The organism is Rhodococcus sp. USK13 (assembly GCF_018343855.1).
Taxonomy (GTDB): Bacteria; Actinomycetota; Actinomycetes; order Mycobacteriales; family Mycobacteriaceae; genus Rhodococcus_F; species Rhodococcus_F oxybenzonivorans.
Map to the genome: position 1 here is coordinate 2,923,723 of NZ_CP069242.1, position 19,139 is coordinate 2,942,861.

Sequence of the window (19,139 nt, forward strand, 5' to 3'; positions counted from 1 at the left end):
CGCGCCCGCGCGGAGTGGTGCGACGCGTACACAAGCGGCGCGGATTCTGCTCTCCCAGCACGCGCGGAATTCGCGGACTGCCGCTTCGCCATGTGGATGATGGAATGGTGACCCGTTATCCCGCTGCGCCGAAGCGTCGTTCTCGATGGCCCCGCACCCTGATCGCCTTTCTCGCGGCGCTGGTGGTCGTGACGGTTGCCTACGGTGCCTGCTCGCGTGAGCAGGAGCCGCGTGTCGCGATACCGGAGGGCATCCCGCCCGGTCCGGGTGCGCCCACTCCGCCGATCGACATCGAGGCACCGGGACGTAGTGCCGACCAGCTGCGCGGTTGGTCGGCAGAGTTGACGGACGCCGTGGGTATCGGCACAACCGCACTCGAGGCCTACGGCTACGCCGCGGCCGTTCTTGCCGCCACCGCTCCTGAATGCGGGATCGGGTGGACCACTCTCGCCGGAATTGCGAGCGTGGAGAGCAGGCACGGCACCCATCGGGGTTCCTCCGTCGCTCCGACCGGGCAGGTGACCCCGGAGATCCGCGGTATTCCCCTCGACGGAGGCCCAGGTGTGGCGGAGATTCCCGACACCGACCGTGGCGAATGGGATGGCGACCCCGTGCACGACCGGGCTATGGGTCCGCTCCAGTTCATTCCGGAAACGTGGAAGAGATGGGGCGTCGACGCCAACGGTGACGGTGTGGCCGATGCCGACAACATCGACGACGCGGCCCTGACGGCAGCCCGCTACCTGTGCGCCCGCGGCGGTGACCTCACCGAACCGGAAGGGTGGCAGTCGGCGCTGATGGCGTACAACCTGTCCGGCGAGTACCTCACCCTCGTGCGTGACCGGGCGTCGGCGTACTCGGTGGGAGTCCGTCCGTAACCTCGTTACCGGCCGGTCCATCAGGTGGAAATTCGAGCGGCACGCCGGCGGATCACGGTGACCGAGGCGCGCCATCCCGCGCCCCCTACGCTGTGCCGTTACGCTGTGTGCTGGCACGATCTGGTGTCCTGGCACCATCGGACCGTCGGTGCACAGTGCGAAGCCCATAGAAGGAGAGTCTGTAAGTGTCCATCATTGAGCAGGTCGGAGCCCGTGAAATCCTCGATTCCCGTGGCAATCCCACGGTGGAGGTCGAGGTGCTGCTCGACGACGGAAGTTTCGCTCGCGCCGCGGTCCCGTCGGGTGCATCCACCGGTGAGCACGAGGCCGTCGAGCTGCGCGACGGCGGCGACCGCTACAACGGCAAGGGTGTCGAGAAGGCCGTCGAGGCGGTCCTCAGCGAGATCGCCCCGGCCATCATCGGGATCGATGCCACCGAGCAGCGCACCGTCGATCAGGCCCTGCTCGACGCCGACGGCACCCCGGACAAGTCCCGCCTCGGCGCCAACGCGCTCCTCGGTGCCTCGCTGGCCGTGGCCCGCGCGGCTGCCGACTCGTCGGGTCTCGACCTCTTCCGCTATGTCGGCGGCCCCAACGCCCACGTGCTGCCCGTCCCGATGATGAACATTCTCAACGGCGGCGCACACGCCGACACGGGCGTCGATGTCCAGGAATTCATGGTCGCGCCGATCGGTGCCGCCACCTTCAAGGAGTCGCTGCGCTGGGGCGCCGAGGTCTACCACGCGCTCAAGGCGGTGCTGAAGGAGAAGGGTCTGGCCACCGGTCTCGGTGACGAAGGTGGCTTCGCCCCCGACGTCGCAGGTACCAAGGAGGCGCTCGATCTGATCAGCGTCGCGATCGGCAAGACCGGCCTGGTCCTGGGCACCGATGTGGCACTCGCGCTCGACGTCGCCGCCACCGAGTTCTACACCGAGGGCGCCGGCTACAAGTTCGAGGGCAGTAACCGCACCGCGGCGGAGATGGCGGACTTCTACGCGGAGCTGATCGACGCGTACCCGCTCGTCTCGATCGAGGATCCGCTGAGCGAGGACGACTGGGACGGCTGGGTCGCCCTGACCGATCAGATCGGTAACAAGGTTCAGCTCGTCGGCGACGACCTGTTCGTCACCAACCCCGAGCGGCTCGAAGAGGGCATCGTCAAGGGTGCCGCCAACGCGCTGTTGGTGAAGGTGAACCAGATCGGCACGCTCACTGAAACGCTCGACGCCGTCGACCTCGCGCACCGCAACGGCTACAAGACGATGATGAGCCACCGGTCCGGTGAGACCGAGGACACCACCATCGCCGACCTCGCCGTCGCCGTCGGCAGCGGTCAGATCAAGACCGGCGCCCCCGCCCGCAGCGAGCGCGTCGCCAAGTACAACCAGCTCTTGCGCATCGAGGAGAACTTGGGCGACGCCGCGCGTTACGCCGGCGAGGTCGCTTTCCCGCGGTTCGCCTACGAGGGCTGATTCTCGGCTGTCGAGTAAAGGGGTATCTGGGTAGTGGCACAACGCGGTAGGCCGCGGTCGTCCGGAGCAAGTCCGGGCGGCCGGGCCGCCGGGCGTGGTGAACGGTCGCGGCAAACCCGGACCGACGGGGTCCCCGGTGGTGCACGGCGACCCCGCACCACCAAGTCGACTCCGCCGGGTTCCGTAGAAGGCAAGCCTGCAGCTCCCGACGGTGCCGACACCGGGAAAGTGCTGCCCGGTCGTGCCCGTCCCCGCCGGATCGGCGCCACCGGCGAAGCAGCCCGAATCCCCCGCTCCGAACACACGATTCTCGGATTGTCGACCGGCCGCGCCCTGATCCTCGTCGTCGTAGTGCTCCTTCTCGCGCTTACCCTCGCGGTTCCGCTGCGGACATACCTCACCCAGCGAGGTGAGGCCGACCGGGTTGCGGCAGAACAGGTTCAGCTCGAGGAGGAGCTCGCCGAACTGCGTGTTCTCGAGGAACGCTATTCCGACCCCGCCTACATCGAGGCGCAGGCACGTGGCCGGCTCCGCTGGGTCCGGCCCGGGGACACGCCGTACCAGGTGCAGCTTCCCGGCGACTACAAGGAACCGGAGAAACGGGAAGAGAAGGACGCCGAGATGGCGGGCCCCTGGTACTCCGACCTGTGGAAAACAGTGTCAGAACCTCCGGTAGCACCCGAGGTACAGCCCACGCCGGCCCCGGCTCCCGTGCCCCCGCCGCCCGCACCGCTAGAACCAGGAGAACCCACCGGGTGACCACTTCGTCCGACCCGTCCCACCCCGTGTCGCAGGAAGACCTCGACGCCGTTGCCGCCCAGCTCGGGCGCGAACCGCGTGGAGTGCTCGACATCGCATACCGCAGCCCCGACGGCCGCCCCGGTGTCGTGAAGACGGCGCCGAAGCTTCCCGACGGCACCCCGTTCCCGACGCTGTACTACCTCACCGATCCGCGGCTGACCGCGGAGGCGAGCCGACAGGAGTCGGCTGGCGTGATGCGTGAGATGACGGAGCGCCTCGCTTCCGATCCCGAGCTGGCGGCCGCCTATCGGCGGGCGCACGAGTCGTATCTGGCGGAGCGTGACGCGATCGAATCGCTGGGAACCGACTTCACCGGCGGTGGTATGCCCGACCGCGTCAAGTGCCTGCATGTGCTGATGGCCCATTCGCTCGCGAAGGGTCCGGGGGTCAATCCGCTCGGCGACGAATCGGTCGCCCTCGCCGCGTCGGCGGCCGGTGGAAAGCTGAGAGGCACGGCCATTCCCGCGGACTGGCCAGGTATTGACGACCTCGATAGTGCAGAACAGTGACGCGGGTAGCGGCCGTCGACTGCGGAACCAATTCGATTCGTCTACTCATCGCCGACATCGACACCGACGGCGCACTGCACGATGTGTGCCGCGAGATGCGCGTCGTCCGGCTCGGGCAGGGTGTCGACGCCACCGGTCGACTCGCACCCGAGGCCATCGAGCGCACGCGACTCGCACTCAGTGAGTACGCAAGGCTGATCAGCGACGCCGGCGCGACAGCCGTCCGAATGGTCGCCACATCCGCCACCAGGGACGCATCCAATCGAGAAGACTTCTTCTCGATGACCAAAGACGTGCTGGGGTCGGTGATAGCGGGCGCCGGAGCCGAGGTGATCACCGGGGACGAGGAAGCGCGGTTGTCGTTCAACGGTGCTGTGGGCGAGCTCGACCCGGCGCAAGGTCCCTTCGTGGTGGTCGATCTCGGGGGCGGTTCCACCGAGGTGGTGCTCGGTGACGAGTCCGGCGTCCACGCGGCGTTCTCCACCGACATCGGCTGTGTGCGGATCACCGAGAGGTGTCTGCACAACGACCCGCCCACCGCCGAGCAGGTCGACGCGGCACGTAGCTTCGCGAAGGAGCGCCTCGACGAAGCATTCGCCCGTGTGCCCGTCGAGCAGGCCCGGACCTGGGTGGGCGTCGCCGGGACGATGACCACCATCGCCGCGCTGGCGAAGAAACTGCCCGAGTACGACGCCGAGCAGGTCCACCTCTCCCGCGTCCCGCTATCCCGGCTGCGTGAAGTCTGCGAGTCGCTGATCGCCATGACACACGACGAGCGGACCGCACTCGGGCCGATGCACCCAGGCCGGGTCGACGTCATCGGCGGCGGCGCGATCGTCACCCTCGCACTCGCCGAGGCGCTGGAACGCAAAGCCGGCATCGACGAACTCGTGGTCAGCGAGCACGACATCCTCGACGGAATCGCAATGTCCATCGGCTGAGCTAATCTGATCTGCGCAACGTCGCCGAGGCACCACCTCGGTGACAGCAGCCCCTATAGCCCAATTGGCAGAGGCAGCGGACTTAAAATCCGCACAGTGTCGGTTCGAGTCCGACTGGGGGCACCATGTAAGCGCTGGTCAGAGGTATACGTTGTGTATGGAGCTGTTCGAACACCGACTTCGGTGTCACGGAATGCCACATCTCAAATGACTACTGTTTGATCACCTCGCGTGAGCGATTTCGATTATTGGGCAGGCCCCAATGCGTCGGCGAGCATGTGCATGGCCGCGGTGGTGGAAAGCGCACGTACGCTTGCGCGGTCGCCGGGGAGCCGGAGTGTACGGGTGACGGTCGGTCGCTCCGTGGAGGCGATCGCGAAGCAGACAGTGCCGACCGGTTTGAGGTCGGTGCCACCCCCTGGTCCTGCGATGCCACTGGTAGATACCGCGATGTCGACGCCCAGTCTGCTCAGCACGCCTTCAGCCATCATGGCCGCCACCCGCTCGCTCACGGCGCCGTGTTCTTCGATGATCTCGGCGGAAACGTCCAGAAGCTCCGACTTGACCTCGTTCGCGTAGGACACCACCGCGCCGATCACGTAGGCCGACGAGCCTGCGCGATCGGTGAGACGGGCGGCGATCATGCCACCCGTGCACGATTCTGCCGTGGCGATTTGATGGCCGACCAACCGGTTCGCCACGATGTCGTCGATGGTGGACCCGTCAATCGAGAAGACCTGTGAGCCGTGATGTTCGTCGATAAGACCTGCGAGTTCCGTGTATGCGGTTGCCGCCGACTCTGCGTAGCGGGTCACCATTTCGAGCTCTCCGAGCCGCAGGCAGGTGGTGATCTCGAGATCGTCGAATCCCGTGATCTGGCGCTCTGCGGTCCGCAGTGTCGCGGCGAGGTCGGGTTCGGACAGACCGTACGCGCGGATGGTGTTTTGACGGATCTGCGCGCGCCGGGTCAAGACCTCGACGATCGGCGCGCTATCGAGTGCCTCCGGCCACATCGTCTGCAGTTCACGAGGCGGGCCGGGCAGTATCAGGACAGCGGGCAGTTTCTTGGAGTCGTTGGCAGGTATCGCGACACCGGGGGCGGTTCCGGTCGGAGGAATGGAATGCGCGCCCTGCGGAACCATTGCCTGCTTGCGGATACCTGCCCGTAGTGGCTCGGAGTCGGTTGCAGCACTCAATCGGCTTCGCCATCGCTGCACGATTGCGTGGATCCGTTGCTCGAGGTTCTCGTCGAGGTGTAATTCGCGGCCGTACAGAGCGGCAACGGTCGCCACGGTGAGATCGTCGGCGGTCGGACCCAATCCCCCGGTCGTGACGATCAAGTCGACGTGCTGATCCGCGAGAAATTGTAGTTGTGCGGTCAGGTCATCGGGCCGGTCACCGCAGACCATGATGTGTGCGACATCCACTCCCATTTCGAGTAGTCGCTGGGCCACCCACGGGCCGTTCTTGTCGGTGACTCGACCGGCCAGGACTTCTGTACCCGTGACCACCACACCCGCTCGCACAGTCATTTCTCGACCATACTTGCGACCGACAATCGCCGCGGACGGCCGCACAGTTTGTTGCGCGAGGTGTCAGAAGTCGGTACGAACGGAGATGGATCGGCACGGACGAGCATGTACGAAATACATTGCGAATAAACAGATATCGAGTCCACTGGAGTTCACGCGGATCCACTTCCGGGGACTTGAACAGCACAGTGTCGGTTCGAGTACGACTGGGGGCACAGTAGACGGCCAGGTCTCTCGGTGGACCGTCAGGCCCCTTGGTGGTGTGGGCTGACCCGTGCCGCGGGGGCGTTCTGGGCGATGCGGGCGCGGACGCGGGCGGTGGCCTGCCAGATTCGGGTGGTGTCGGTCACGCTGATGCACTCCACACCCTGCTCGCGGGCGTGCTCGATGGTCCGTGCGTCGTGCGGTGAGCCGGCGGCGTCGAGTACGTCATCGGTGACGATCGCGCAGAGGATGGGGCCGTCGATGGTCCGGACCGGCTCGAATCCGTCCGCCACCAGCGACTGCTTGACCATCGCCCACTGCGACACCTCGTTGTATCCGGTGGGGTTCCCGATGAAGAGAACCTTGCGGGAGCGGCGGGCGCGGGCGGTATCGATATGTGTGACGGTCGACATGGCGGTGGGTTCCTGTCCGTTGCGGGATTCCATAGAGAGAATCCGCGTTCACACCTATTTCGTTACGCCCCGCCCGGGAAATATCTGGCTCAGCCCGCTCACCAGCGGTTTGTTGATCGCATGTCAGCTTCCGAACGGGTTCCCGGAGCCGCCGGACCCCGGCGTTCCGGTCACGGTGACGGCGACGGGCGTCGCGGTGCCGGTGGTCATCGGGGGAGTGGTACCCCACTGCTCGAACGCCGGCACGCTCGAGCAACTCCACTGCACCGTGTAGTCGCCGGGCTCGACGGCGGCCTTCAGGTCGACGTCGTCTCCGTCCATCACGATGGTGGGGCCGACGGTCGCCACAGCAACGGTGCCGTCTTCCGGTACGACGGCCATGATGCAGACGACGGCCCCGGGGGCGTCGTACCGCACTCCCATCACCACCGCATTGTCTTCTCCCACGATGTCGACGGTGACGTCGTCGGGTTCCGCGGACGCGGTCGGTGCCGCAAAAAGGCCCAGCGCGGTGACGGCGGCGGCGATTCCTACGGATCGGGCGGCAAGAGGAACGTTCATCGGTGTGTCCTTCCGGAGAACTCGGTGACCGGGACGAGACGAGAACCACCGGGAGTATGTCATCTCGAGTTCGGCTTCGCTGGATGTACGAACGACGGCACGTAACGTTCCGCGGACGTCGACCGACCAATCGAGTAGCTGCGCCGTTCGTGCGTGGGACCCGATACTGCTGAGGGTGACCTGGTGAAGACGCTGTCGATCGTGGTGCCTGTCCTGTTGCTCTGTCTCGTCGGCTGCAGTGGTCAAAACGATCCCCGCGCGATTCCCGCGGCCACAACCGCGGTGCCACCTCCGAGCTCCTCCGTCGCCGCCCCGGTGCAGCCCGCCCCGGTGCAGCCGCCCCCGACTGCGGCCCTCCCGCCGACGCCGAAATCGCTACCCGACAATGGGACCTTCAAGGTCGGTGCCGACATTCAGCCCGGCGAGTACGTCGTCAGTCCGACTGCTTCGCACGGGTACTGGGAACGGTTGTCGTGCCTGACAGGCGACTTCGAGTGCATCCTCGCCAATGGCATCGTGCAGGGCGACGGCTACCTGACGATTCTTCCCGGTGACGTGGCGGTCACCGTTCAGAATGTGCGCCTCACTCCGAGCGCGAATCCGGCCGGAACCGGTGCGCCGCCGCCACAGTCGTCGGGGACGGACGGTCAGGGATTCGTGGGGGTGTCGGGTGCGCGCTGCAACTCGTCGAACCCGGCGGTGGCGCTCGGCCGCACCACACAGTCGCTTGTCGTCATTTGTGAGACCGGCGTGGGCCGGCTCTACTACAAGGGTGTGCGACTGAGTGACGGGGCATCCGTCGAGATCGACGATCCCGTGCGCACCAACACCGGTTTCGCGGTCACCAATGCGGGTGTGCAGTATTCGCTGTCTCCGGAGGCTCTCGTCATCACCGAGGGGTCGAACCAACTCGCAAGCGAACCGATGCTGGAGTACTGGGCCGAGTAGGTGCGCTGAAGGCGTGTGCGGCAAGCGCGGTAGGTGAGCGGATCCCACCCCTGGGGGTGCTTAAAACAGTGCGCGGCAATCGGCACAGTAGTACCTGTCAGCAAGACACCTACCCGACATCTTCTGGAGACCGAATGATCAACACCCGCCGAACCATTGCCGCTCTCGCCTTCGCAGCCCTGCCGATCCTCGGCGCTCTGGGTGCGGCAACCACGGCGAATGCCGTCCCCGTCGACCCCAACAATGGCCCCGGAAAGGGGTGCCCCATCGTGCAGGACGACGCCAACGGCAACACCACCGTTATCGGTTACGCGAACCCGGGTGACCGCAACGGGGTGTTGGTCTGTGGCAAGGATGGCGAATGGTCCTTCGGAAAGGCGGGCACCTTCAACGGCGGACCCAGCCGGATCGACACCCAGCCGGGTCTCTCCGCACAGTAGGTGCTTGCTCGCTAGTTTTCGTGCTGCGCGGCAGCTGCCCGGCTGTCGAGGTCGTCGAGATGAATGAGGTCGCGGGGTGGTCGGTCGAGGACCACCTCGCGGCTGACTGTGAGGTTCCGGTCGACGTGCAGCAGCTCGCCCGGCCGTAGCGGGCTCCAACCCGGGTCCTCGTCCATCTGTTCGCTCGCGACGATCACCGCGGGATGCTGAGCGAGGTGCTCGGACCGGGCCCGGACTCGGCCTGAGCTGCTGGTGTGTTGCAGATGCCTGCTTCCGCTCGGGCCGCCGGGTCGCCGCTCGAGAACCAGGAGGTCGTGCGTGTCCGGAAACCGCAGCGCCCACAGTTCCTCCGGGGTGGTGAGCACCAGGTTGAGGGCGTAGACGGGCAGATTGTCCGCCACCCACTGCGCCGCTGTGCTGATCCCGGCCGTGACGTCGCCACCGTTCCGGTCGATGTGCCGGGTCACGAGGGCGAAGAAGCGCTCCGAATCGGTGTCACCCTCGACGAGGTCCAGGTCGGAGCCCAATTCGGTGTCGAGAGCCGCCAAGTTCCCGATCACGCCGTTGTGCGCGAAGATCCGGCCGCGCAGCGTGAACGGGTGTGTGTTCGCCGGTAACAGTTCGCCCGTGGTGGCGAATCGTATGTGCGCGACGAACGTACTCGAATACCGATGCTTCACTTCCTGTGCGAACTCGGTGTCCTCGTAGGCGGCCAGCGGCTGTTTCTCCACCACCGGAGTGCCGTCTTCGGCGAACGTCCCCAGCCCGGTGCCGTCCGGTTCCCGGTGACTCTGCTGCGTCAGGCTGTCCGGCGCATCGAGCAACCAGAACGACGCACGGACACGATGTGGAGCAGCGGACAACCCGAACAACCGGCACATACGAGCAACCTCTCGGCAGGCAGCATCAACCGTTCCACGATAGGTCGTCCGGCGGTGCCGTCGTGGCGAAAGGCCGGTACCGCGCTGGATCGGCGCTGCTTGCTTCCCCGAATTCGTTACCCGCTGGTGGCCGACGCGTGCGCGTGGCAGTCGGGGCAGGTGCCCCAATAGAGAACCTCGGCTTCGTCGATGACGAAACCGTGGGTGGAATCGGGTGTCAGGCAGGGTGCTTCGCCTACGGAACAGTCGATGTCGCGTATCGAACCGCACTTTCGGCACACGACGTGGTGGTGGTTGTCACCGACTCTGGTCTCGTAGCGAGCCGGGGATCCGGGCGGTTCGATACGACGGATCAGCCCGGCTTCGGTGAGGGCTCGCAAAACGTCGTATACAGCCTGGGTCGACACCGAGCCGAGCTGGTTGCGCACACCGGTCGCGATGGTGTCGGCGTCCGAGTGCGGTTGCCGATGGACCTCGGTGAGGACCGCTACCCGGGGCGCCGTGACTCGCAGCGAAGCACCGCGGAGCAGGCCGGCCAGCCGGGTGTGTGTGTCCACGATCACACTGCATCACCGTTTCTTGACGTAGTCAATAAACTGAACGCTAATTTTCCAGAGGTGTGTGGCCTGCCAACGCGGCGGCGAGGAAGTCGGCGGAAACCTCCGGCCAGTCGGCTGGCCAGCGTCCGCCCTGCTTGTCAGCCAGCAGGGCGGCAAGCGGAGGAATCATTCGGGGACCCCCGTCGACGACGTAGCGCACGAACCCGATTCGAGCGCAGGTCGAGACCACCTCGGCCAGAATCGGCTTGGCTTCGTCGACGCGGTCTGCCGCAACCAGGCACGCCACCAGAAGGCGCTTGGCCTGCAAAGTCGCCCTCGGCCTGTTCTGCGCTTCGACTCGGCGCACCCATGCTTCGGCGCGTTCGCATGCGATACCGGGCTGATCCGTCATTTGCCCGCGGATCGCGGTCGCATCGTCGAGCTGCGCGACTATCTCGGCATAACCGAAATCGGGTGGGCGCATGGGCGTCGCAGGCGGTTGCGACTCTGGCGGAGACGGTGGAAGTCCGAGACGAGCCCGCTCGTTCTGAACCCTGGCCAGGAGTCGAGGAAGCCCCAGCGTAGTGGCCACCGTGGCTCCTTCGTCCAGGTGCCGGGCCGCCGAAGCGAAATCCCCGCGCCCGGCCTTCAACCGGGCTGATGTCACGAAGCGGGCGATCATGAAGTCGACCAGCCCACCCTCCCGGCCGAGCTCGTAGCTTTCGTCCAGCAGCCGCTCGGCCTCGTCGAGATGACCCTGCTCGTACAGCAATTCGCCGAGCAACGTCCCGGCGAGTCGTGCGGCGTGCGAGTGCTCACCGCTCGCTTTCGTCGCCACCTGCACGGCCAGCCGGAAATCTTCTTCGGCGGCAGCGATGTCGAGTTGCTCCATGGCGGCGAGGCCCGCAAAGCTGTAGCCGTACATCTGGTTGAACGCGCCGACGGTTTGCCGGTGGTAGGGGATTGCCCACTGCTGCAGGCGACGGGCCTCCCCGTACTCGAATCTGGCGATGGCGACGGCGGACGCCAGATTGGCGGCGACGGATACGATCCACGAGCGCAGGGCGTCCGGCCGTGCGAACACCTCGGCGATGAGCTCGGGGACCTTGGCGACGCGATCCGCCGACACCTCGATGACGGCCCTGATGACGTCGCCCTCCAACCGGATGTCCACGCGCTCGGACTCGCTCAGCGGGGAATGCTCGAGGGCGGCAGCAACGAGGGAGAGCGCGCGCAGGGTTTCCGGCGCCCGCTGGAGCAGGATGCTTGCCCACGCGACGGCGATCTGGATGCGAGGGCTGGACTCCACGACAGTGGGTGGCAGCTTCTCCACCAAACCCAGCAAGGCCACCATCCGGGAGTGTTCGACCAGGCGCATTCCCTGCGTTTCGACGACGGTCACCGCCGTGTCGAGGTCGTCCGTCGCCAGGGCGTGATTGACGGCATCGCTCACGTAGTGGTGGTCGGCGAACCATTGCGCGGCGGCGCGGTGCAATGCCGAAACTCTTTCGGGCTGATCACGTTCGAGGCGCCGGCGAAGATACTCGGCAAACAGGTGATGGTATTCGAACCACTCCCGGTCGTCGTCGAGGCTCCTCAGGAACAGGTCCCGTGACTCGACCTGTTCGAGCAGAGCCTGCCCCCGCGGCACATTCGCCAGCACCGACGCGAGGTCGCCACAGACACGCTCGGTGATCGACGTCGCGAGCATGAAGTCGAGTAGCGCGGGTTCGAGGGTGCTCAGGACGTTTTCGGCCAGGTACTCACCGATGGCGTGATGCCGCCCCGACATGTGCCGGATGAGGTCGCCGGGATCGGATCGGCCCCGCAGCGACAGGGAGACCAGTTGCAGTGCCGCGACCCATCCGTCCGTCGTCTCTTCGAGCGCCTCGACGTCGGCGTCGGCGAGTTCGAGTCCGCCGATGTCGACGAGGAATCGCTGTGACTCACCGAGATCGAAACGTAACGCCCGGCTGTCGATTTCCACGAGTTCGTCCCGGACGCGGAGCTTCGCCAGCGGAAGGCCCACCTGGGTGCGGCTCGTCACCACGATCTGAAGGTGGTGGCAACCATTCTCGAGGACAAAATCCATGGCCGCGATCGTTTTCGGGTCGGACACCCGGTGCCAGTCGTCGATGATCACCACCACATGTCGCCGGCCTTCGTGGACCTGGTCGACGAGCGAAGTCAGCACGTACCGCTCGGCATCCTCGCCGTTCTCCTCGAGTGCCTGCCCCAGTTCGTCGGCGAGCGACGGATCGGCCCGGCGGATCGCCTCGACGAGGTGGGACAGGAACCACACGACGTTGTTGTCGTCGTTGTCCACAGTCAGCCAGGCGACGACGGCGCCCTCGCGGACGAGTTCGTCACGCCACTGCGCGGCGACCGTGCTCTTCCCGAACCCGGCGGGCGCGTGGATCAACGCCAGACGACGGCGGTGACCTCGTCGAAGCATTTCGAGCGGCCGGGTCCGCGGAACCAGCAACCGCATCGGCGTCGGCGGACGGAAGCGAGCCGCGGCGCTGGGGGGTGTGGCGCCCGAGCGCCGGCGATAACTGTGTCCGCGTCCGGACACGGCCGACTGAGTGGTCGGGGTTGCCGACTGTTCCACACGCGGGAATTCGCCGACCGTGGAGGGCAGTGCCATCTCGTCGACGCCGAGATTGTGCCTGCGTTGCGCCTCCTGTAATTCTCGGCCGAAATCCGCTGCGCCTGCGGGACGATCGGACGGATCGTCGGCCATGGCATGTTCGATCGCGGAGCACACGTCGTCCGGGACGTCTTCCCCCCGAAGATCCGGAACAGGTTGGGTGGCGATCCGCAGGAACTGCGCGACGAGCCTCTCGCCGCTGCGGCGCTCGAACGCAGCATGTCCCGTGAGGAGACAGAACAGTGCGGCGCCGAGGCTGTACACGTCCGACGCCACGGAAGGGGGCTCACCCCGGAGCACCTCGGGCGCGGTGTACGCGGGCGAACCGGTGATCATGCTCGACGTGGTTTCGAATCCGCCCGCCACGCGGGCGATGCCGAAGTCGGTGAGTTGGGGTTCGCCGTAGCCGGTGAGCAGGATGTTGGCCGGCTTGACGTCCCGGTGCAGCGTCCCCGCGCGATGCGCCGTCTCGAGCGCCCCCGCCAACTTGATCCCGACCCGAAGCACCTCCGCCCAGGGCAGGGGTCCTTCGTGGCGTACCCAGGCCTCGAGTGAATCGCGCGGGTGGTACGGCATCACGATGTACGGCCTGCCGCTCGGGGTGACCCCGGATTGCAGGATGTCGACGACGTGGGGATGCCCGGACAGCTTGCCCATCGCGCGCTGCTCGCGCAGGAACCGCGCGCGATCCTCGTCTCTCAGATCGGACGAGAGGACCTTGATGGCCACTGTGCGATCGAGGGCGCTCTGGAGGCAGCGGTAGACGACCCCGAACCCGCCCCGGCCGATCTCCCGTGCATCGTCGAACCCTTCTGCCGACAGTTCTGCGACGATGTCGGTGACGGCGACCCGCGCAGTTGTTCGCGGATCCGAGTCGGTCGGCCCGGCTTCTCCTTCCGGGCCTCGTGGCACACTCATGACATCACCTTCTCGGTGCACTGACGCCAGCATATCGCGGTCGCACATTCCCGAGAGCGTGTTCGAGAGCGAGCGAACCTGAGGAGTTTCTACGTGACCGACACCGGAATTGCGGCACCCGACACGAACCCGGCCGCAGGCATTTTCGCGACGCTTCTCGACGAGCGGATCAGTTGCCGGGCCTTTCTGCCCCGTCAGGTGCCGCGTCAGGTGATCGAGCGGATCCTCGAGTTGGCGCAGCAGACGCCGTCGTGGTGCAACACGCAGCCTTGGCAGGTGGCGATCACGGAGGGCGAAGGAACCGAACGGTTTCGTACGGGACTCGCAGAGTACGTGCGCAGCCATCCACAAGAATCGGACTTCGACTTTCCCCGCGAGTACCGGGGTGAGCACAAGCTGCGTCGCCGGGAATGTGCCATGCAGCTGTATTCGAGTGTGGGGATAGCGCCTGGGGACAGGGCGGCCTCGGCCGAACAGACCATGAAGAATTTCGACCTCTTCGGGGCACCGCACGTCGCGATCGTCACCACCCACGAAGCTCTCGGAACGTACGGCGCCGTCGACTGCGGCCTGTACGTCGACAGCTTTCTCCTTGCGGCACAGAGCCTCGGGGTCGCCACCATTCCCCAGGCGGCACTCGCGGGAAGTTCGCCCTATATCCGCGACTTCTTCTCGCTGTCGGAGGAGCGCAAAGTCGTCTGCGGTGTCTCCTTCGGCTACGCCGACACCGAGAACCCGGTCAACCAATTCCGTACCCACCGCGAAAGCGTCGACAACGTGGTCGAGTGGGTGTCGCAGTAACGTGCTCGACCGTGATTTACTGTTCGCTCTGTTGCGGCGCCGACCCGATGTCGAGGCACCGAACCTGGTGGCCGTCGACGCCGCAGACCGTCTGATCCTCGACGAGGCCGCGACCGCTCTTTCGGGCGCGCCCACGGGAACCGTCGCCGTGATCGGGGACCACTACGGTGCGCTCACACTCGGCGCCGCGGTGACGCACGACTCCACCGGCATCCGGGTGTTCCAGGATCCGCTGACGGGGGAGCAGGCGCTTGCCCGCAATGCCGAGGCGGCAGGTATGACGTCGTGCTATCGGCAGTGCACCCTCGGACAGGACCTACTCGAGGGTGCGCGCGTGGTCCTGCTGCAATTGCCGCGGAGCCTGAGCGAACTCGCCGAGATCGCCGAGGCGATCGCGCGCCACGCCGACCCCGGTGTGGTGGTTTTCGCCGGCGGCCGGAACAAGCACATTTCCACCGGGATGAACGAGGTGCTCCTCCGCACGTTCGCGTCCGTGCGGGCAACGCTCGGGCGGCAGAAGTCGCGGGTGCTGATCGCGAGCGGTCCGGTGGCGTCCGCTCGGTCGAGTTTCCCGGTCACCGAACATATCGACGAGCTCGGCCTCGACGTCGTCTCCTACGGAGCCGCGTTCGCCGGTTCCACCTTGGACATCGGGACCCGGTGCCTCCTCGACTTCCTCCCGCGCGTGAACCCCGCCGCGCAGACCGCCGTCGACCTCGGCTGCGGCACCGGCATCCTGGCTGTCAGCCTCGCTCGGCTGCGGCCCGGCATCTCGGTCATCGCCACCGACCAGTCGGCAGCCGCAGTCGCATCCGCCTCGGCCACGGCCCGTGCCAACGGAGTCGCCGACCGGGTGAGCACACTGCGCGACGATGTGATGTCGACACTGCCTACCGGAAGCTGCGACGTCATCCTCTGTAATCCGCCGTTCCACGTCGGCGCGGCCGTACACACCGGTGTCGCCCTGAAGATGTTCGCCGAAGCGGGGCGGGTACTCCGTTCCGACGGCGAAATGTGGACCGTGTACAACTCTCATCTCGGTTATCGAGGCCGGCTGCAACGGCTGGTCGGGCGCACCGACGTGGTCGGCCGCAACGCGAAATTCACCGTGACCCGGTCGATCGCCTGATCGCCGCGCCGCCGGGCACTCGTCTGGCGGCTGCCACTGCGGCACCGGTAGAGTCCGAATTGTCCGACCCGAAGCGAAGAACGGGAACTCGCGGTGGGGTGCCGGACGTTCGTCATATGAGAGAACCCGGATCCACCCGGCGAGCCACGAGAAGGGATGTGCACGGTGCGCACCACCAGTAACCCGGTGTTCCGTAACCTGCCCAAACAAGAGGGCAACGGCGGATACGCCTCGTTCGGATCTACGACGGCCGGCGCCGCGCAGGTCACGCAGCAGTTCGGTCAGCCTCAGTACACCCAGGCCGAGCCCTACCGCACGGGCCCCGACTACCGTTCGATGACCATCGACGACGTCGTCACGAAGACCGGAATCACACTCGGTGTGCTCTCGGTGACGGCGATCATCTCCTACTTTCTGGTCAGCAACGATGCGGACCTGGCTGTTCCGTTCGTCATCGGTGGCGGCCTGGTCGGTCTCGTCCTCGTGCTGATCGCCACCTTCGGCCGCAAGATGGACAACCCGGCGATCGTGCTCGCCTACGCCGTCGCGGAAGGTCTGTTCCTCGGTGCGCTGTCGTTCATGTTCACCGACATCACGTTCGGTGGAGTCGGTGGCTCCGCGCTGATCGGCCAGGCAGTCCTCGGTACGTTCGGTGTGTTCTTCGGCATGCTCGTCGTCTACAAGACGGGTGCGATCCGAGTCACGCCCCGCCTGACGCGAATGATCATCGGCGCTCTCATCGGTGTCGTCGTCCTCGCTCTGGGCAACGTGATCGCCAGCTTCTTCGTCGACGGCGGTCTCGGACTGCGTGACGGCGGCACGATGGCCATCATCTTCAGCCTCCTCTGCATCGGGATCGCCGCCTTCAGCTTCCTGCTGGACTTCGACGCCGCTGACCAGCTGATCCGCGCTCAGGCGCCGGAGAAGGCCGCCTGGGGAGTTGCCTTCGGGCTCACGGTCACCCTGGTGTGGCTGTACGTCGAGATCCTGCGCCTGCTGAGTTACTTCAACAACGACTAGGCGCTTCGCGCCCGTGAGTGGTTAACGAGTCTCTGCACTCGTCAACCACTCACGGGCGGAGCCGCCTCAGCTCAGGCGTTCGAGGACCATGGCCATGCCCTGCCCGCCGCCGACGCACATGGTCTCGACGCCGAACGTCTTGTCCTGTTCACGCAGGTTGTTGAGCAGGGTGTTGGTGATGCGGGCACCGGTCATGCCGAACGGGTGGCCCAGGGCGATGGCGCCACCGGAGATGTTCAGCTTGTCCTCGTCGATCTTCAGCTCGCGGGCCGAACCGAGGACCTGGACTGCGAAGGCCTCGTTGATCTCGAACAGGTCGATGTCCGAGACACTCTTCCCGGCCAGTGCGAGCGCCTTCTTGACGGCCTCGATCGGGCCGAGACCCATGATCTCGGGCGACAGACCCGATACACCGGTCGATACGATGCGGGCCAGCGGAGTCAATCCGAGGGCCTTGGCCTTCGTGTCGGACATGATGACCAGCGCGGCGGCGCCGTCGTTGAGCGGGCAGGCATTGCCGGCGGTGACGGTGCCGTCCGGCCGGAACACCGGCTTGAGCTGACTGACGGCCTCGTAGGTGGTGCCGGCGCGCGGGCCGTCGTCGGTGCTGACGACGGTGCCGTCGGGGAGGGTGACCGGGGTGATCTCCCGCTCGAAGAACCCGTTCTTGATGGCCTCCTCCGCACGGTTCTGCGAGCGGACACCCCAGCGGTCCTGCTCCTCACGGCTGATGCCGGTGGCGGATGCCACGTTCTCGGCGGTCTGGCCCATCGCGATGTAGACGTCGGGCAGCAGGTCGTCCTCACGCGGGTCGGTCCAGGCGACGCCGCCCTCGGCGAGCTTGCCGGTCCGGGCCTCGGCGTCGGCGAACTTGGGGTTCTTGGTGTTGGGCAGGCCGTCGGCGTTGCCGGTGACGAAGCTGGACACCGACTCGACACCGCCCGAGATGAAGACATCGCCCTCGCCGGCCTTGATCGCGTGCAGCGCCATGCGGGTGGTCTGCAGCGAGGAGGAACAGTACCGGTTGACGGTCACACCGGGCAGGAAGTCGTAGCCCAACTGCACGGCGACGACGCGGGCGATGTTGAACCCGGACTGTCCGGCGGGCTGTCCGCACCCGAGGAGCAGGTCGTCGATCTCGGTGGGATCGAGTTCGGGGACCTTCGCGAGCGCCGCGGCAACCATCTGCGTCGTCAGATCATCCGGGCGGATCGACTTCAGTGAGCCCTTCATGGCCCGACCGATCGGTGAACGTACTGCAGAGACGATTACTGCCTCGGGCATCAATAACTCCTTTGTCGGCTGCGGAGGTCTGCACTGTGTTGCAGGCCACCGATTTCATGGCTGTTCAGACAACCTACGTCGTCGCGTCCGTGCGCGGATATCTCCGTCTCACTGGGCGGCCTTCCGGACTCGCGACGCCGACGCCTCCTCGATTCCGAGAAGGTCGTCGAGGCGACCCGTCGTACGGCGTCGCGCGGCACGTCGCCACAGAAAGCGATTGAGCGAGGCGAGTGTTCGCGTCGAGAACTTGCGTGCCTCGGCTGCTTCCGAGACCTCGGGCAGGTCCGGGAGAGGGCCGCCGTGCCACATGCCCAGTGCCGTGGCGAGGACGGGCACGATCTGCATTGCCGCCAGTTCGTATCCCGCAGCAGAAGGATGGAAGTGGTCGGCCGAGAACATTCGGTCGGGGGCAGCCAGGAATTCGCGCGCCAGCAAATCGGCCAGCGCAACCGGATGTCCCCCCGCCGCGGTGACCGCGACCGCCTGCGCCCTCGCCAGACGCAGGCCCCACGTGCGGACGACGGTGCGCAGGGGCTGCGGTATGGCTGTGACGACTCCCAGGTCGGGGCACGTCCCGACGACAACGGCGCAGTCGTGCTCCCTCAATCGGGCGACGGCCTCACCCAGCCTGCGGGCCGAGGCGCGAATCGAGTTCTTCGCTGTGACGTCGTTGGCTCCGACGAGAATGACGGCGGCGTCCGGCGGCGGCCCCGCCACGAACATCGCGTCAACCTGGCCGCTGAGTCCCCGCGAGGTGGCACCGCCGATTGCCTTGGTGCTCAGCCGAACCCGCTTACCCGTCTCGTCGGCGAGGCGGCGGGCGATCTGCACGCCGGGCACTTCCTCCGCCGTCAGGCACCCCACGCCGGCAGCGGTCGAGTCGCCGAAGATCATCAGGTGCAGGTCGAACGGTGTGCCGCGACGCCAGCGTTCCACGTCCGCGCTGCCAGGGGCGTACACGCCGTCGGCCTCCGGCGGTTTCGCGACATTGCGTCCGATGACGCCTCTCGCCGCCGTCGCCTGCGACATGAGGTACGAGTACGCAACCCATGACAGTGTTCCTGCGCTCGATCCCGCTACTACCGCCGTGGCGCCGGCCTTCACTCCGGCCTGCCAGGTGCTCTTCGGCACTGCACTCACCTTTCCGCTACCTGGTGTGTTTCTCACGGGTTCCGGCGGACTGCGTCTGTACCAATCTAGCCGCGTCCGATGCCTCGT

18 protein-coding genes and 1 tRNA gene are annotated in these 19,139 nt (G+C 66.4%); 11 read left to right on the forward strand and 8 right to left on the reverse strand.

Features of this window, described 5'->3' with window-relative positions:
• Window positions 1–107: 107 nt before the first annotated feature.
• The 6 genes from JQT59_RS16070 (at window position 108) to JQT59_RS16095 (ending at window position 4,727) form a co-directional block, all read left to right on the forward strand.
• Window positions 108–878: a lytic transglycosylase domain-containing protein gene (locus JQT59_RS16070; RefSeq protein ID WP_109335274.1), complete on the forward strand. Its 771-nt coding sequence runs from the start codon at window positions 108–110 to the stop codon at window positions 876–878.
• A 185-nt stretch (window positions 879–1,063) separates the two neighbouring features.
• Window positions 1,064–2,350, forward strand: a complete 1,287-nt coding sequence (eno, locus tag JQT59_RS16075; RefSeq protein ID WP_159925184.1) for a phosphopyruvate hydratase — start codon at window positions 1,064–1,066, stop codon at window positions 2,348–2,350.
• A 33-nt stretch (window positions 2,351–2,383) separates the two neighbouring features.
• Complete coding sequence (locus JQT59_RS16080) at window positions 2,384–3,109, forward strand: FtsB family cell division protein (protein ID WP_213576939.1); 726 nt, start codon at window positions 2,384–2,386, stop codon at window positions 3,107–3,109.
• Window positions 3,106–3,660 (forward strand): DUF501 domain-containing protein, encoded by a 555-nt coding sequence (locus JQT59_RS16085; protein ID WP_213576940.1) that lies wholly within the window; start codon window positions 3,106–3,108, stop codon window positions 3,658–3,660. Before JQT59_RS16080 ends, JQT59_RS16085 begins: the two co-directional genes overlap by 4 nt.
• Window positions 3,657–4,601 (forward strand): Ppx/GppA phosphatase family protein, encoded by a 945-nt coding sequence (locus JQT59_RS16090; RefSeq protein WP_213576941.1) that lies wholly within the window; start codon window positions 3,657–3,659, stop codon window positions 4,599–4,601. The genes JQT59_RS16085 and JQT59_RS16090 overlap by 4 nt, the downstream gene beginning before the upstream one ends.
• A 49-nt stretch (window positions 4,602–4,650) precedes the next feature.
• Window positions 4,651–4,727: transfer RNA gene (locus JQT59_RS16095), tRNA-Leu, on the forward strand.
• Between the two features lie 119 nt (window positions 4,728–4,846).
• Here the strand turns inward: JQT59_RS16095 and JQT59_RS16100 are convergent.
• The 3 genes from JQT59_RS16100 to JQT59_RS16110 form a co-directional block, all read right to left on the reverse strand.
• On the reverse strand, window positions 4,847–6,133 hold the full coding sequence (locus JQT59_RS16100) for a competence/damage-inducible protein A (protein ID WP_213576942.1): 1,287 nt from the start codon (window positions 6,131–6,133) through the stop codon (window positions 4,847–4,849).
• A gap of 245 nt (window positions 6,134–6,378) precedes the next feature.
• Complete coding sequence (locus JQT59_RS16105) at window positions 6,379–6,750, reverse strand: hypothetical protein (RefSeq protein ID WP_213576943.1); 372 nt, start codon at window positions 6,748–6,750, stop codon at window positions 6,379–6,381.
• Between the two features lie 123 nt (window positions 6,751–6,873).
• On the reverse strand, window positions 6,874–7,311 hold the full coding sequence (locus JQT59_RS16110) for a hypothetical protein (protein WP_213576944.1): 438 nt from the start codon (window positions 7,309–7,311) through the stop codon (window positions 6,874–6,876).
• Window positions 7,312–7,464: 153 nt separating this feature from the next.
• Between JQT59_RS16110 and JQT59_RS16115 the strand changes: the two genes are divergently transcribed.
• Complete coding sequence (locus JQT59_RS16115; protein WP_213576945.1) at window positions 7,465–8,259, forward strand: Rv1352/Rv1906c domain-containing protein; 795 nt, start codon at window positions 7,465–7,467, stop codon at window positions 8,257–8,259.
• A 134-nt stretch (window positions 8,260–8,393) separates the two neighbouring features.
• Entirely contained in the window at window positions 8,394–8,699 is a 306-nt protein-coding gene (locus tag JQT59_RS16120; protein ID WP_109332254.1) for a hypothetical protein, read from the forward strand.
• 11 nt (window positions 8,700–8,710) lie between these two features.
• Here JQT59_RS16120 and JQT59_RS16125 read toward each other — a convergent pair whose 3' ends face one another.
• The 3 genes from JQT59_RS16125 to JQT59_RS16135 form a co-directional block, all read right to left on the reverse strand.
• A complete protein-coding gene (locus JQT59_RS16125) occupies window positions 8,711–9,580 on the reverse strand; it encodes a class II glutamine amidotransferase (RefSeq protein WP_213576946.1) in 870 nt (289 codons plus the stop codon).
• A 116-nt stretch (window positions 9,581–9,696) separates the two neighbouring features.
• Entirely contained in the window at window positions 9,697–10,137 is a 441-nt protein-coding gene (locus JQT59_RS16130) for a Fur family transcriptional regulator (protein WP_213576947.1), read from the reverse strand.
• Between the two features lie 46 nt (window positions 10,138–10,183).
• Window positions 10,184–13,681, reverse strand: a complete 3,498-nt coding sequence (locus JQT59_RS16135; RefSeq protein WP_283254089.1) for a serine/threonine-protein kinase — start codon at window positions 13,679–13,681, stop codon at window positions 10,184–10,186.
• Between the two features lie 99 nt (window positions 13,682–13,780).
• Here JQT59_RS16135 and JQT59_RS16140 point away from each other — a divergent pair, with 99 nt between their 5' ends.
• The 3 genes from JQT59_RS16140 to JQT59_RS16150 all read left to right on the forward strand — a co-directional run bounded on the left by JQT59_RS16140 (window position 13,781) and on the right by JQT59_RS16150 (window position 16,637).
• Window positions 13,781–14,488, forward strand: a complete 708-nt coding sequence (locus JQT59_RS16140; protein WP_213576949.1) for a nitroreductase — start codon at window positions 13,781–13,783, stop codon at window positions 14,486–14,488.
• A gap of 1 nt (window position 14,489) precedes the next feature.
• Entirely contained in the window at window positions 14,490–15,617 is a 1,128-nt protein-coding gene (locus JQT59_RS16145; RefSeq protein ID WP_213576950.1) for a class I SAM-dependent methyltransferase, read from the forward strand.
• A 165-nt stretch (window positions 15,618–15,782) separates the two neighbouring features.
• Window positions 15,783–16,637 carry a Bax inhibitor-1/YccA family protein gene (locus tag JQT59_RS16150; protein WP_213576951.1) on the forward strand — a complete coding sequence of 285 codons (855 nt, stop codon included), beginning with the start codon at window positions 15,783–15,785 and terminating at the stop codon, window positions 16,635–16,637.
• A gap of 66 nt (window positions 16,638–16,703) precedes the next feature.
• Here JQT59_RS16150 and JQT59_RS16155 read toward each other — a convergent pair whose 3' ends face one another.
• Window positions 16,704–17,921, reverse strand: coding sequence for an acetyl-CoA C-acetyltransferase (locus tag JQT59_RS16155; RefSeq protein WP_109332250.1), 1,218 nt, complete (start codon window positions 17,919–17,921; stop codon window positions 16,704–16,706).
• Window positions 17,922–18,029: 108 nt separating this feature from the next.
• Window positions 18,030–19,052, reverse strand: coding sequence for an SGNH/GDSL hydrolase family protein (locus JQT59_RS16160; protein ID WP_213576952.1), 1,023 nt, complete (start codon window positions 19,050–19,052; stop codon window positions 18,030–18,032).
• Window positions 19,053–19,139: the final 87 nt, after the last annotated feature.

What these genes read in the sequence shown, in the direction of transcription:
- JQT59_RS16110 (WP_213576944.1), bottom strand. Translation starts at nt 7,311, where the DNA reads ATGAACGTTCCTCTTGCCGCCCGATCCGTAGGAATCGCCGCCGCCGTC.
- JQT59_RS16125 (WP_213576946.1), bottom strand. Translation starts at nt 9,580, where the DNA reads ATGTGCCGGTTGTTCGGGTTGTCCGCTGCTCCACATCGTGTCCGTGCG.
- JQT59_RS16105 (WP_213576943.1), bottom strand. Translation starts at nt 6,750, where the DNA reads ATGTCGACCGTCACACATATCGATACCGCCCGCGCCCGCCGCTCCCGC.
- JQT59_RS16120 (WP_109332254.1), top strand. Translation starts at nt 8,394, where the DNA reads ATGATCAACACCCGCCGAACCATTGCCGCTCTCGCCTTCGCAGCCCTG.
- JQT59_RS16155 (WP_109332250.1), bottom strand. Translation starts at nt 17,921, where the DNA reads ATGCCCGAGGCAGTAATCGTCTCTGCAGTACGTTCACCGATCGGTCGG.
- JQT59_RS16100 (WP_213576942.1), bottom strand. Translation starts at nt 6,133, where the DNA reads ATGACTGTGCGAGCGGGTGTGGTGGTCACGGGTACAGAAGTCCTGGCC.